Here is a 12,484-nt window from a genome sequence, read left to right as displayed (position 1 = left end):
CGATCCGGCGAGGATCGCGCGAGGCACCCCCACCCCTTGCCCCTCCCCTCAGGGGGGAGGGGGACCGCGACGCGTCGCGCCCGTCTTCGGCTCGGGCCTGGAGGGCGCGGCGGGCGGCAGCGGTGCCGGCGATGGTGGCGGTGACGGCGCTCATTGCTTCAGGGCTCCGAAGGTGAGGCCGCGGACGAGGTGGCGCTGGATGGCGATGCCCATGATGACGGGCGGGACGGCGGCGATGAGGCCGAGCGCCGCCTTGGCGCCGTAGAGCTGGCCGGTCATGGAGGAGGACAGCGAGGCCATGTAGACCGGCACCGTGACCCATTCGCGCGTCGTCAGCAGGAGCGCGATCAGATAGTCGGACCAGTTGAGGATGAAGACGAAGAGGGCGGCGGAAGCGAGCGGCGCGCGCATCATCGGCAGGGTGATGCGGGTGAAGACGCGCCAGCGCGAGCAGCCTTCGACCAGCCCCGCCTCCTCGATCTCGCGCGGCATGTCGTCGAAGAAGGTCTTCATCAGCCAGAAAGCGAAGGGCAGCGTGACGATGCCGTAGACCAGCGCCAGGCCCCACCAGGTGTCGGTGAGATTGAGGAAGGCCCACATGATCATGACCGGGATCATCACCGCCATCGGCGGGAAGAGGCGCAGCTGGGTCAGCGCCAGCGGCAGGTTCTGGCCGGAGCCGAACCGCGACAGGCCGTAGGCGGCGGCGGTGCCGGCGGTCATGGCGATCAGCGTGCCGAAGCTCGCCGACAGCAGCGACGACAGGATCGGCTTCATGGCGGTGCGGTCGAGCGCGACGATGAGGCTGGAATCGGACTGGCCGAAGATGAAGCGGAAGTTCGACAGCGTCGGCTCCTGCGGCCACCAGGTCAGGTCGGCGCCGGTGGCGGACCATTCGCCGACCGGCTTGAAGGCCATCGACACCATCCACAGGATCGGAACGAGCGTGACGGCCAGCGCCGCGAGGATGGCGGCGTAGCGGAACAGCTCGAATGGGACGGAACGCTTCATGGAAAAGGGAGGCTCGTGTCGCTTGGAAATGTGCGGGAGGGGCGCCGTACCGCCCCTCCCCCGTCCGGCCGGTCCGGGAGGGTCAGCCGATCGGATCGACGATGGTGGGCCAGGCTTCCTTGTTGGTGCGGATCGCCTCGAGCAGCTTGTCCTCGCCGGTGCGCCGCGCGATGCGCTGCCATTCGCGCTCGGTGTCGGCCATGGCCTGCTCGGCCGTCTTGGTCTTCGTCAGCGCCGCGACGAGGTTCTCGTCGAGGGCGTTGTGGAAGGCGGTGGCACCCGGGTAGTTGATGGTGGGCACCGTGCGGGCGACCGTCTCGCGCACCACGTCCATGTGGTAGTCGTGGTAGGTGCCGCGCACCAGCGGGTCGGCGAAGTCGGACAGGCGGAAGGGATCGAAATAGCCGCCCGGGTTCGCCGTCATCCAGGCATAGATGCGCGCCGAGCCGACCCATTGCAGGAAGGCGTAGCAGGCCTCCGGGTTCTTCGCCTGCGAGGACACCGAGGCCGAGAGGTTGAGCCACAGCACCGAGCGCCGGACGAGCCCGCCGTCGACCTCGCGGCCGGGCGGCAGCATGGAGCCGACCTTGCCGGTGACCCTGGAATCCTTGTTGGCCGGATTGTCGAGGAACTTCGGCAGGTTGGAGAAGGCGCAGGTCATCGCCGCGCCGCCGTTGGCGAAATTGCCGTACTGCTCGGGCCAGCCCCAGGAGATGGCGTCCGGCGACTTGTAGGCGAGCGAAGCGACATATTCCTGCGTCGCGGCGATGCCGGCCGGCGAGTTGATCAGCGGCTTGCCGTCGTCGGCGAAGAGGAACTGGTTGGGCGAGCCCATCGAGACGTAGCGCTGGTACCAGTTGGTGTAGCCCCAGCCCTGGTTGCGGATGTCGGTAGAGCCGAGCAGGCCCTTGTCGGGCCGGTGGAAGAACAGGCCGATCTCGTCGAGCTGCTTCCAGGTCTTCGGCGGCGCGAGGTCGTAGCCGTATTTGTCCTTGAAGGCCTTCTGCTCGGCCGGATCGCCGAAGAGATCGGTGCGGTAGACCCAGGTCTGGAAATCGCCGTCGAGCGACACGCCATAGGTGGAGCCGCGATACTGGTTGAGCAGCGAGACGCCCTTGGCGCCGCCGACATAGCCGTTCTGCGGATCGTCCCATTCCGGCCGGTGTTTGGCGACGTAGTCGTCGAGCTTGATGATGCCGCCGGTCTCGGCGAGGTCGCCGAGGCGGTTCCATTCCACGGCGTAGATGTCGTAGGCCCCACCCTTGGTGGAGATGTCCTGCATGGTCTTGGTGAATTCCTGGCCGTTCGGCACGCCGACGATCTCGAGCGTGATGCCGGTCTCCTTCTCCCAGAGATCCTTGATCGACGGCGCGCCGGCCGGGAAGGGCTGGGTGAGCTGGCCGATGGAGCCGTCGGACAGGCCGAGCACGATGCGGTCGACGCCCGAGGCCTTCAGCGCCTTGGCCGCCTCGATGGCGCGGCCTTCCGGCGTGTCGGCGCCGTACTGGTAGCGTTCGGCGCCGTCGAAGCCGGTGGGGCCGCCGACCATGCCCGGCGCCAGCGCGTCGGCGGCATAGGCGCGGCCCGGCCGGATGAACCTGGGCGCGATCCCGATCGCGCCGACGGTGAGTGCTGCCTTTCCTCCGGTCGCAAGCAGCCTGCGACGCGACATGCGCATCAGTTCGGTCATCGACATTCCTCCCTCGGGCCTCGATCGAGCCCGTATGATGAAGATTGACGACTCGAATTGATGATGTCAACATCAAATCAAATCAGAAAACGTCATTCCGTGATGAGGCGATGGATAAGCTCGCGGAATCAACGGGATCGGGATGCGGACGAGGCGCAGAGCTTCAGAGGAAATGATGGTTTCTGATGGTTTTCCTTGCAGGACGACGCGTCGTCCGCGCCGCGGACGCTGCGTCACCGCCTTGCGGAGTTGTCGTCCTGCCGCCGCCGCAATACATCATTTCCCATCAGACTCGCCCTGCCGACCGTCAGGACCGCCGCCGCCGATCATGACCCAATCCAGCCGGAACCCGTGACATGCGCTCCACCGTGACCGACATCGCCCGCGAGGCCGGCGTATCGGCAGCGACCGTCGACCGGGTGCTGAACGACCGGCCGGGCGTGCGCGAGCGGACCCGCCAGGTGGTGCTGGAGACGGCGCGGCGGCTGGGCTACATCGGCGCCGGCGAGACCGGGGCACCATCGGCGGCGCAAGGCGCGATCCGGCTCGACTTCGTGCTGCCGGTCGGCACCAACAGCTTCATCCGCATGCTGCACGAGAACCTGCGCACGCAGGGCGCGGCACGGCCGGAGCTCGACGTGCGGGTCCATGCCATCGAGGGCTTCAACCCCGACACGCTGGCAGCCATGCTGAACGAGCTGGCCGGGACCTCGATGGGCATCGGCCTGATCGCGCTCGACCATCCGACGGTGCGCGAGGCGATCCGGGCGCTGTCGGCCCGCGACGTCAAGGTGGTGACGCTGGCGACCGACGTGCTGCACGTGCCGCGGGTGGCCTATGTCGGCATCGACAACCGCCAGGCCGGGCGGCTGGCCGGACACCTGCTCGGGCGCCTGCTCGGCCGGCAGACGCCGCGCAAGGTGGCGATGTTCGCGGGCTCGCTCTCCTATCGCGGCCACCAGGAGCGCGAGATGGGCTTCCGCCACATCCTGGCGGAGGAGTTTCCCACCCTGTCGATCGTGGAGCTGCGCGAGATGCTCGACGACCGCGAGCGCGCCTACAGCGAAGCCGTCGCCCTGCTCGACCGCCACCCCGACCTCGCCGGCATCTACAACATCGGCGCCGGCAACCAGGGCATCGCGCGGGCGCTGCGCGAACGCGGCCGCGACGGCGCGGTGATCCTGATCGGCCACGAACTGACGGAGGGGACGAAGCGGCTGCTGCTTGAAGGGACGATGGACGCCGTGATCGACCAGAACCCGCGGGTGGAAGCGCGCGAGGCGCTGAACATCCTCACCCACGCGGTGCAGGGCGTACCCTACGAAGGCCACCCGCCACGGCTGCATCTGATCCTGAAGGAGAACATTCCGGAGGTGTGACGGGGAGCCGTCGTCGCGCCCGGGGGTCCTGCCTTCCCGCGAGCGATCCCCTTTCGCGCGTCATTCCGGAGCGGACGCCGAGCGCAGCGGAGGCGGCCGGATCCGGGATCCATGCCGTGACGTCCGCGGGAGGGCTCGACACGATCGGCGTCACGGAATGGATTCCGGACAGCCGCTCCGCGCGTCGCGCGGCGCGACTTCCGGAATGACGCGGGAGTGGTGCGGGGACTGTCTTTACGCCGGCCCGGCCTCCCCCTCACCGTCCCGGGCTGCGCCCGGGCCACCTCTCCCCCATGGTCATGGGGGAGAGGAAGGGCGCTCGGCGGGCGGGCGTCATCGACGGCCCCGGGAGGAGGACTGCCGCGATGGTTGCGTCCAGGGCGGCACCGGCGACGCGTCATTCCGGACCGGAGGCCGAGCGCAGCGGAGGCGGCCGGATCCGGAATCCATTCCGTGACGTCCGCGGGAGGGCTCGACACGATCGGCGTCACGGAATGGATTCCGGACAGCCGCTCCGCGCTCCGCGCGGTGCGACTTCCGGAATGACGCGGCGGCCGGTGCGGGGACCGTCGTTGCGACGGCCTGCCGCGCTACGCCTCGTCGCCGAGGTCGTAGAGGGCGCGCATCATGTCGGAGGCGGTTTCGTAGACGGCGAGGCTGGCGCGCAGGCCGAGGCTGGCTTCCATCACGCTGGTGACTTCGCCGAGGAGGTCGACGTTGGGCGCGGCGACGAAGCCGTTCGGGTCGGCGAAGCTGGCCGACGGCTCGTAGGCAGGCATCGAGGCGGGGATCAGCGGACGGACGATGGCGACCGTGCCGCCGCCGGGCGCAGCCGACTGCTCGACGGCAAGCGGCTGGTAGGCGCCGGCCGCGCCGGCCGCCGGGTCGAGCGCGCCGGTGGTGCGGGCGTTGGCGATGTTGCTTGCCGCGACGTTCAGGCGCGTGCTCTCCGCGAGCATGCCCGAAAGCGCGATGCCGGCCGCGTTGCCGATCATGAGGGAAGCCCGGTGACGTTCATGCGCGTGGTTTTAGGCGCAACCTCTTGCGCGGCGGTTTACCGGATCGGTGGCATTCGAACGACTTGGGCGGTGCTTTCGTCGGATTTCGGCGCAGCCCCTCATCCCCCTGCCGGGACCTTCTCCCCGTGGAACGGGGAGAAGGGGCGTGGCCGCGATGGCAGCGGCAAGGTGGCGGCGCTGGCGCCGCGCGGAGGTCCGATGCCGGTGGCGGCGGGTCACCGCCAGAGCGCACGGGCGGCGTCGTGGAGGCCGCGGCGGACGAGGGTGCCGCCGTCGAGGAGGCTCGCGCGGAAGCCGGCGAGGCGAAGTGCGGTGGCGTAGAGGTCGGCCTGGAGGCCCGCGGCGACGAGGCCGACCTCGCTTGCGGTGCCGTGGGCGGCGCGGGCGGCGGCGATCTCGGCGCCGATGAGGAGGCCGGACAGGCGGGCGCGGGGATCGGGCGCGGCGCCGAGCAGGCTTGCGGCGCGCAGCGAGAAGAGCCGGCCGGTGAGCGCCGCGCCTTCGGCCAGCATGTCCTCGACGCCGCCGCGGAAGGCGGGGCCGGCGGGATCGACGGCGCCCTCGCCCAGCGTGTCCTTCAGGATGCTGTGGCCGCCGATGACGGCGAAGAGTTCGCCGGTCATGAAGGTGGTGAAGGCGACGAGGCGGCCGGCCTCGACGACCGCCCATTTGGAATGGGTGCCGGGCAGGCAGACGAGGCCGTCGCCGAGGCCGCCCGCCACCGCGCCGGCAAGCTGCGTCTCCTCGCCGCGCATGACGTCCTCGCGGCCGGGCAGGCGCTGGCAGACCCCGGGCAGGATGCGCACGTCGCGGGTGGCGTGCGGGACGGCGACGGCGCCCGCGTGCAGCGCGCCGAGGCCGACGGGGGCCGTGAGGTAAGGCGCCTCGCGCCAGCCGCCGCGGGCGCCGGCCATGCCGGCGACGATGACGGGCAGGTCGGAAGCCGCGCCGAGGGCTGCGAGATGGGATTCCATGACGGTCTCGAAGCGGTCGGGCATGCAGGCGCGCATGCCCTCGCCGCTGGCGCGTTCGCCGAGCACGGCGCCAGTCGCGTCGAGCAGCCAGACGCGCAGGTTGGTGGTGCCCCAGTCGATGGCGGCGCAGAAGGGCGGGGTCGGGGTCTGGCCGGTCATCGGGCGTCTCCGGAAAGGGGTCTGGTGGTCTCGGGTCTGCGGTCTCGGATCGGTCCGCCCCGGTCCGGCGGAGGGAGCTACGGGACGGGCGGGGCTTCGGCATCCCGCCGCGCCATCCGCGCGCCGTCGATGGCGTCGCGGGCCATGTCGTACAGGATGCGCGAGGCGGGCGACAGGCTGCGTTCGGCGTGGGTGATCAGCGAATAGGCGGGGACGCTGATGGCGGCGTCGACGGGGAGGACGACGATGCGGCCGTCGAGCCCGTCCTCGCGGCTGTAGAAGTCGGCCACGGCCCTGGCGACCATCGAGACGGCGTTGGTCTGGCTGATGTAGGCCAGCGTCAGCAGCAGCGAGGAGGTGGAGAGCACCTTGCCCGGCAGCGGGATGCCGTGCGCCAGGAGGTGGTTCTCGACGGTGCGGCGCATCAGGTTGCCGCTCGCCTGGAGAACCCAGTCGTAGGCGACGCAGTCGGCGAGCGTCACGCGGGCCTTGCGGGTCAGGGGATGGCCGCTGCGGGCGATGACGCCGAGCGGTTCCGTGCCGATCTCGGTCAGCCGGAACATCCGCGGATCGACGTCGCCGAGCAGGCGGCCGATGAAGAAGTCGACGCGCGAGGCGAGCAGGTCCTCGGCCAGCCGGTCGCTGGTGTCGACCGAGACGGTGATCGAGATCGCCGGATGGGTGACGCGGGCGCGGCGGATGACGGGCAGGACGAGATCGAGCGCCGGGCCGGTGACCGAGCCGATCGACACGGTGCCCTGGCTGCCGCGCTCCATCTCGACCAGCTCGCGGGCGGTGTCGTCGAGATTCTGCAGCATCGTGGCGGCGCGCAGCGCGAAGCGCTCGCCGAAGGGCGTGAGCACGATGCCGCGGGCGTGGCGTTCGTGCAGCGGCACGCCGACGATCGCCTCCATCTCGGCGGCCATGCGCGAGGCGGCCGGCTGCGAGATGGCGAGCTGCGCGGCGGCCGCCCCCATCCGCCCGGTCTCCTTCAGCGCGCAGATCAGCCGTAGATGCGCGAGCCGCAGGCCGCGCCGGACGAGATCGTCGCGGCCCGGCAGGGCGGACGTGCCACGGATACGGTCGTCCAGGGTCTCCTCCCGGGTCGTCATGCCAATTCCGGTATGACTAACACGCCGAATTGCATTTGACGAGCATGGCTCGAATGATAGCAATCGCGCGACCGAGGGGAGGAACCGGTTCCTGGGCAACCGGACCTTCGGCGACGGGAGGAAGGGCGAGGCCATCCGAGGGATGGCCGCCGGCTCCCCGTGCACCGCATCGAACCGTTCCGGCAGCCATGCGCCGGCACATTCCGTCATGGGAGGAAGATAGATGAGACTTCTCAACGTTGCGCTGGCGGCCACCGCGCTGATCGCGTCCGCCTTCGCCGTGCCGTCCTTCGCGCAGGACAAGGGCACCATCGGCATCGCCATGCCGACCAAGTCGTCGGCCCGCTGGATCTCGGACGGCAACTCGATGGTCGAGCAGTTCAAGGCCGCCGGCTACGAGACCGATCTGCAATATGCCGAGGACGACATCCCCAACCAGCTCGCCCAGATCGAGAACATGATCACCAAGGGCGTCGACGTGCTGGTGATCGCGGCCATCGACGGCACGACGCTGTCGAACGCGCTGGAGAACGCGGCGGCGGCCGGCATCAAGGTCATCGCCTACGACCGCCTGATCCGCGACAGCGGCAATGTCGACTATTACGCCACCTTCGACAATTTCAAGGTCGGCGTGCAGCAGGCGAGCTCGCTGGTGAAGGGACTGGGCGAGCGCTTCGGCGACGGCCCGTACAATGTCGAGCTGTTCGGCGGCTCGCCGGACGACAACAACGCCTTCTTCTTCTACAACGGCGCCATGAGCGTGCTGCAGCCGCTGATCGATTCCGGCAAGGTCGTGATCGTGTCCGGCCAGACCGGCATGGACAAGGTCGGCACGCTGCGCTGGGACGGCGCGGTGGCGCAGGCGCGCATGGAGAACCTGCTCTCGGCCAACTACACCGACAAGCAGGTGCACGGCGTGCTGTCGCCCTATGACGGCCTGTCGATCGGCATCCTGTCGGCGCTGAAGGGCGTCGGCTACGGCTCCGGCGACCTGAAGATGCCGATCGTCACCGGCCAGGACGCCGAGGTGCCGTCGGTGAAGTCGATCCTGGCCGGCGAGCAGTATTCGACCGTGTTCAAGGACACGCGCGAACTCGCCCGCGTCACCGTGGGCATGGTCAATGCGGTGCTGGGCGGCGGCGAGCCGGAGATCAACGACACCAAGACCTACGACAACGGCGTCAAGGTCGTCCCGTCCTACCTGCTCGAGCCGGTCTCGGTGGACGCGAGCAACTGGGAGGAGATCCTGATCGGCAGCGGCTACTACACCAAGGACCAGGTGCAGTAAGGCGACCGGGACCGACATCGGCGGAAGGCGGGCCTCGCCTTCCGCTACTCTCAGGGCAGCACAGATGACCGCCGACATCCTTCTCGACATGCGCCAGATCACCAAGGCGTTTCCGGGCGTGAAGGCGCTCGACCGGGTCGATCTCAAGGTCCGGCGCGGCGAGATCCACGCGATCTGCGGCGAGAACGGCGCCGGCAAGTCGACGCTGATGAAGGTGCTGTCGGGCGTCTATCCGGCCGGCAGCTTCGAGGGCGAGATCGTCTTCGACGGAAAGCCCGCGCAGTTCCGCGACATCGCCGACAGCGAGCATCGCGGCATCATCATCATCCACCAGGAACTGGCGCTGGTGGCGCAGCTGTCGATCGCCGAGAACATCTTCCTCGGCAACGAACGCGCCCGGCGCGGCGTGGTCGACTGGCGCGAGACCAACCGGCGCACCGAGGCCCTGCTCGCCAAGGTGGGGCTGAAGGAGCCGCCGACGACGCTGGTCGACCGGCTGGGCGTGGGCAAGCAGCAGCTGGTGGAGATCGCCAAGGCGCTGTCGAAGGACGTCAAGCTTTTGATCCTCGACGAGCCGACGGCGGCACTGCAGGAGACCGACAGCCGCAAGCTGCTCGACCTGCTGCTGGAGCTGAAGGCGCAGGGCGTGACCAGCATCCTGATCTCGCACAAGCTCGGCGAGGTGCGGCAGGTGGCCGACCGCGTCACCGTCATCCGCGACGGCACCACGGTGTCGACGCTCGACGCCGGCGCGGGCCTGTCGGAGAACGACATCGTGCGCGACATGGTTGGCCGCGACATGACGCACCGCTTCCCGGAGCACCGGCGCCGGCCCGGCGACGTGCTGATGGAGGTGAAGGACTGGACGGTCTGGCATCCCGAGCGCGCCGACCGCAAGGTGATCAAGGGCGCGAGCTTCACGGTGCGGGCCGGCGAGGTGGTGGGCATCGCGGGCCTGATGGGCTCGGGCCGCACCGAACTGGCCATGTCGATCTTCGGCCGCTCCTGGGGCCGCGACGTCTCCGGCACGGTGACGCTGAAGGGAAAGCCGGTCGACGTCTCCACGGTCGGGCGGGCGATCGAGGCGGGCATCGCCTACGTCACCGAGGACCGCAAGTCGCTCGGCCTGATCCTGGACGAGCCAATCCGCTTCAACACGACGCTCGCCAATCTGGAGGGCGTGTCGACGCGCGGGGTCCTGAAGCGCAACGAGGAGACGCGGGTGGCGGAACGCTACCGCGCGGCGCTGAACACGCGCACGCCGACGGTGTTCCAGAAGGTGGTCAACCTGTCGGGCGGCAACCAGCAGAAGGTGGTGCTGGCCAAGTGGCTGTTCACGGCGCCCGAGGTGCTGATCCTCGACGAGCCGACGCGCGGCATCGACGTCGGCGCCAAGTACGAGATCTACGGAATCATCAACCAGCTCGCAGAACAGGGCAAGGGCGTGGTGATGATCTCGTCGGAAATGCCGGAACTGCTCGGCATGTGCGACCGCATCTACGTGATGAGCGAGGGCGCGCTGGTGGGCGAACTGGCGGCGGCGGACGCCAGCCAGGAGCGCATCATGTCGCTCATCGTCAACGACTAGGGAGAAGAGGATGGCTCTGGCCGAAGGCGTCAACAAGACGGGCGAGACGGGCTCCGCCAGGGGGATCGGCGCCTACCTCGCCTCGCACCTGCGCGAATACGGGCTGCTGCTGGCGTTGATCGTCGTCATGATCTTCTTCCAGATCGTGACCGACGGGACGCTGCTGCGCGCCGTCAACGTGACCAACCTGCTCTTGCAGAACAGCTACATCGTCATCATGGCGCTCGGCATGCTGATCGTCATCGTGGCCGGGCACATCGACCTGTCGGTGGGCTCGGTGATGGGCTTCATCGGCGCGCTGGCGGCGGTGATGATGGTCAACCACGGCTATTCCATGCCGGTGACCATCGTCGTGTGCCTGGTCGTCGGCGGGCTGATCGGCGCGGCGCAGGGCTACTGGGTGGCCTACTGGAAGATCCCCTCCTTCATCGTGACGCTGGCCGGCATGCTGGTCTTCCGAGGCCTGTCGCTGTGGCTGCTGGAGGGCCAGTCGGTCGGGCCGTTCCCGCGCGAGTTCCAGGTGATCGCCAACGGCTTCGTGCCCGACCTCTTCCCCGCCGGCTTCGGCGCGGCGCTGGCCGGCCTGTTCGACGTGCGGCAGGTGAACGTGCTGGCACTGGCGGCGGGCGTGGTGACGGCCGCGGCCGTGGTGTGGATGGGCATGACGCAGCGGGCGCGCAACCGCGCCTACGGCATCGAGGACGAGCCGATGGCCTTCTTCGCGGTGCGCAACGCCATCGTGGCGGCGGCGCTGGTCTTCATCACCTTCAAGCTCGCGACCTTCCGCGGCCTGCCCAACGTGCTGATCACGATGGGCGTGCTGACCATCATCTACGCCTTCGTCACGGCGAACACGGTGATCGGCCGGCGGGTCTACGCCCTCGGCGGCAACCAGAAGGCCGCCAAGCTGTCGGGCATCAACACCGAGCGCCTGTCCTTCTTCGCCTTCACCAACATGGGCGTGCTGGCTGCGGCCGCGGGCCTGGTCTTCGCCGCGCGGCTGAACACGGCGACGCCGAAGGCGGGCTTCGCGCTGGAGCTCGACGTGATCGCGGCGGTCTTCATCGGCGGCGCGTCGATGTCGGGCGGGGTGGGCACGATCATCGGCGCCGTCGTCGGCGCCTTCCTGATGGGCGTTCTGAACAACGGCATGTCGATCATGGGCATCGGCATCGACTACCAGCAGATGATCAAGGGCCTGGTGCTGCTGGCCGCGGTCATCTTCGACGTCTACAACAAGAACAAGGGCTGACGGCCATGCTGCTTTCCCAGATCAGGACTCCGGCGGGCGACCTCAGGGTGATCGCCCGCGAGGGCACCGAGGCCTTCGAGGTGCGCGAAGCGGCGAGCGTGCTGGCGCTGGCGCTCGACTGCGCCCGCGACGGCGAGACGATCGCCGACCGCATCGGCCGGCTGGGCTTCGGCCCGGCAGTCGACCTCGCCAAGGCCTACGAGGAGGGGCGGCTCACGTCGCCGATCCTGCATCCCGACCCCGCGCATCTGCACCTGACGGGAACCGGGCTGACGCATCTGGGCTCGGCGGCGACCCGCGACGCGATGCACCAGAAGACCATGAAGGCCGACGAGGCGACGCTGACGGATTCGATGCGGATGTTCCGCATGGGCGTCGAGGGCGGCAAGCCGGCGAACGGCAGGCCCGGCGTGCAGCCGGAATGGTTCTACAAGGGCAACGGCACGATGCTGGCCGCGCCGGGCGCGGCCCTCGCCTCCCCCGCCTTCGCCGACGACGGCGGCGAGGAGCCGGAGATCGCGGGCATCTACGTGATCGGCGCCGACGGGCAGCCGTTCCGGGTGGGCTTTGCGCTCGCCAACGAGTTTTCCGACCATGTGATGGAGCGGGTGAACTATCTCTACCTCGCCCATTCGAAGCTCCGGCCCGCCTCCTTCGGCCCGGAGATCCTGGTGGGCGAGCTGCCGCAGGACGTGCGCGGCACCTCGCGCATCCGCCGCGACGGCAGGGTCATCTTCGAGAAGCCGTTCCTGTCGGGCGAGGCGAACATGTCGCACACCATCGCCAATCTGGAGCACCACCACTTCAAGTACGGCGTGTTCCGCCAGCCGGGCGACGTGCACGTGCACATGTTCGGCACGGCGACGCTGTCGTTTGCCGACGGCATCCGCACCGAGCCGGGCGACGTCTTCGAGATCGAGGCGGCGCCCTTCGGCCTGCCGCTGCGCAATGCCTGGGCGGTGACGCCGAAGCCGGGCCGGGACGAGTTCGTGCGCGTGAGCGCCCTCTAAGG

At 69.2% G+C, this 12,484-nt stretch carries 10 protein-coding genes; 5 read left to right on the top strand and 5 right to left on the bottom strand.

Features of this window, described 5'->3' with window-relative positions:
• Window positions 1-150: 150 nt before the first annotated feature.
• Both IAI54_RS26595 and IAI54_RS26590 read right to left on the bottom strand, forming a co-directional pair.
• Window positions 151-1,011, bottom strand: a complete 861-nt coding sequence (locus IAI54_RS26595) for a carbohydrate ABC transporter permease (RefSeq protein WP_187970041.1) — start codon at window positions 1,009-1,011, stop codon at window positions 151-153.
• 82 nt (window positions 1,012-1,093) lie between these two features.
• Window positions 1,094-2,701 (bottom strand): extracellular solute-binding protein, encoded by a 1,608-nt coding sequence (locus tag IAI54_RS26590; RefSeq protein ID WP_187970040.1) that lies wholly within the window; start codon window positions 2,699-2,701, stop codon window positions 1,094-1,096.
• A gap of 356 nt (window positions 2,702-3,057) precedes the next feature.
• On the opposite strand from IAI54_RS26590, the gene IAI54_RS26585 reads away from it, so the two are divergent.
• Window positions 3,058-4,080 (top strand): LacI family DNA-binding transcriptional regulator, encoded by a 1,023-nt coding sequence (locus IAI54_RS26585; RefSeq protein ID WP_187970039.1) that lies wholly within the window; start codon window positions 3,058-3,060, stop codon window positions 4,078-4,080.
• Window positions 4,081-4,670: 590 nt separating this feature from the next.
• Here IAI54_RS26585 and IAI54_RS26580 read toward each other — a convergent pair.
• From IAI54_RS26580 to IAI54_RS26570, 3 genes are all read right to left on the bottom strand, one after another.
• Window positions 4,671-5,075, bottom strand: a complete 405-nt coding sequence (locus IAI54_RS26580; RefSeq protein WP_187970038.1) for a flagellar basal body rod protein FlgC — start codon at window positions 5,073-5,075, stop codon at window positions 4,671-4,673.
• A 239-nt stretch (window positions 5,076-5,314) separates the two neighbouring features.
• Window positions 5,315-6,232 (bottom strand): 2-dehydro-3-deoxygalactonokinase, encoded by a 918-nt coding sequence (locus IAI54_RS26575; protein WP_187970037.1) that lies wholly within the window; start codon window positions 6,230-6,232, stop codon window positions 5,315-5,317.
• Between the two features lie 77 nt (window positions 6,233-6,309).
• Entirely contained in the window at window positions 6,310-7,344 is a 1,035-nt protein-coding gene (locus IAI54_RS26570) for a LysR family transcriptional regulator (protein WP_187970036.1), read from the bottom strand.
• 223 nt (window positions 7,345-7,567) lie between these two features.
• Here IAI54_RS26570 and chvE point away from each other — a divergent pair, with 223 nt between their 5' ends.
• The 4 genes from chvE to araD1 all read left to right on the top strand — a co-directional run bounded on the left by chvE (window position 7,568) and on the right by araD1 (window position 12,482).
• Complete coding sequence (gene chvE / locus IAI54_RS26565) at window positions 7,568-8,632, top strand: multiple monosaccharide ABC transporter substrate-binding protein (protein WP_187970035.1); 1,065 nt, start codon at window positions 7,568-7,570, stop codon at window positions 8,630-8,632.
• Between the two features lie 64 nt (window positions 8,633-8,696).
• Window positions 8,697-10,220 carry a multiple monosaccharide ABC transporter ATP-binding protein gene (gene mmsA, locus IAI54_RS26560; RefSeq protein WP_187970034.1) on the top strand — a complete coding sequence of 508 codons (1,524 nt, stop codon included), beginning with the start codon at window positions 8,697-8,699 and terminating at the stop codon, window positions 10,218-10,220.
• 10 nt (window positions 10,221-10,230) lie between these two features.
• Window positions 10,231-11,472: a multiple monosaccharide ABC transporter permease gene (gene mmsB / locus IAI54_RS26555; protein ID WP_187970033.1), complete on the top strand. Its 1,242-nt coding sequence runs from the start codon at window positions 10,231-10,233 to the stop codon at window positions 11,470-11,472.
• Between the two features lie 5 nt (window positions 11,473-11,477).
• Window positions 11,478-12,482, top strand: coding sequence for an AraD1 family protein (gene araD1, locus IAI54_RS26550; RefSeq protein WP_187970032.1), 1,005 nt, complete (start codon window positions 11,478-11,480; stop codon window positions 12,480-12,482).
• The last annotated feature ends 2 nt before the right edge of the window (window positions 12,483-12,484 follow it).

It is taken from the genome of Aquibium microcysteis, assembly GCF_014495845.1.
Classification (GTDB): Bacteria; Pseudomonadota; Alphaproteobacteria; order Rhizobiales; family Rhizobiaceae; genus Aquibium; species Aquibium microcysteis.
This window is presented reverse-complemented; position numbering and strand designations above follow the sequence as displayed.

What these genes read in the sequence shown, in the direction of transcription:
- IAI54_RS26590 (WP_187970040.1), bottom strand. Translation starts at nt 2,701, where the DNA reads ATGACCGAACTGATGCGCATGTCGCGTCGCAGGCTGCTTGCGACCGGA.
- IAI54_RS26580 (WP_187970038.1), bottom strand. Translation starts at nt 5,075, where the DNA reads ATGATCGGCAACGCGGCCGGCATCGCGCTTTCGGGCATGCTCGCGGAG.
- araD1 (WP_187970032.1), top strand. Translation starts at nt 11,478, where the DNA reads ATGCTGCTTTCCCAGATCAGGACTCCGGCGGGCGACCTCAGGGTGATC.
- IAI54_RS26570 (WP_187970036.1), bottom strand. Translation starts at nt 7,344, where the DNA reads ATGACGACCCGGGAGGAGACCCTGGACGACCGTATCCGTGGCACGTCC.
- mmsB (WP_187970033.1), top strand. Translation starts at nt 10,231, where the DNA reads ATGGCTCTGGCCGAAGGCGTCAACAAGACGGGCGAGACGGGCTCCGCC.
- IAI54_RS26595 (WP_187970041.1), bottom strand. Translation starts at nt 1,011, where the DNA reads ATGAAGCGTTCCGTCCCATTCGAGCTGTTCCGCTACGCCGCCATCCTC.
- IAI54_RS26585 (WP_187970039.1), top strand. Translation starts at nt 3,058, where the DNA reads ATGCGCTCCACCGTGACCGACATCGCCCGCGAGGCCGGCGTATCGGCA.
- IAI54_RS26575 (WP_187970037.1), bottom strand. Translation starts at nt 6,232, where the DNA reads ATGACCGGCCAGACCCCGACCCCGCCCTTCTGCGCCGCCATCGACTGG.
- mmsA (WP_187970034.1), top strand. Translation starts at nt 8,697, where the DNA reads ATGACCGCCGACATCCTTCTCGACATGCGCCAGATCACCAAGGCGTTT.
- chvE (WP_187970035.1), top strand. Translation starts at nt 7,568, where the DNA reads ATGAGACTTCTCAACGTTGCGCTGGCGGCCACCGCGCTGATCGCGTCC.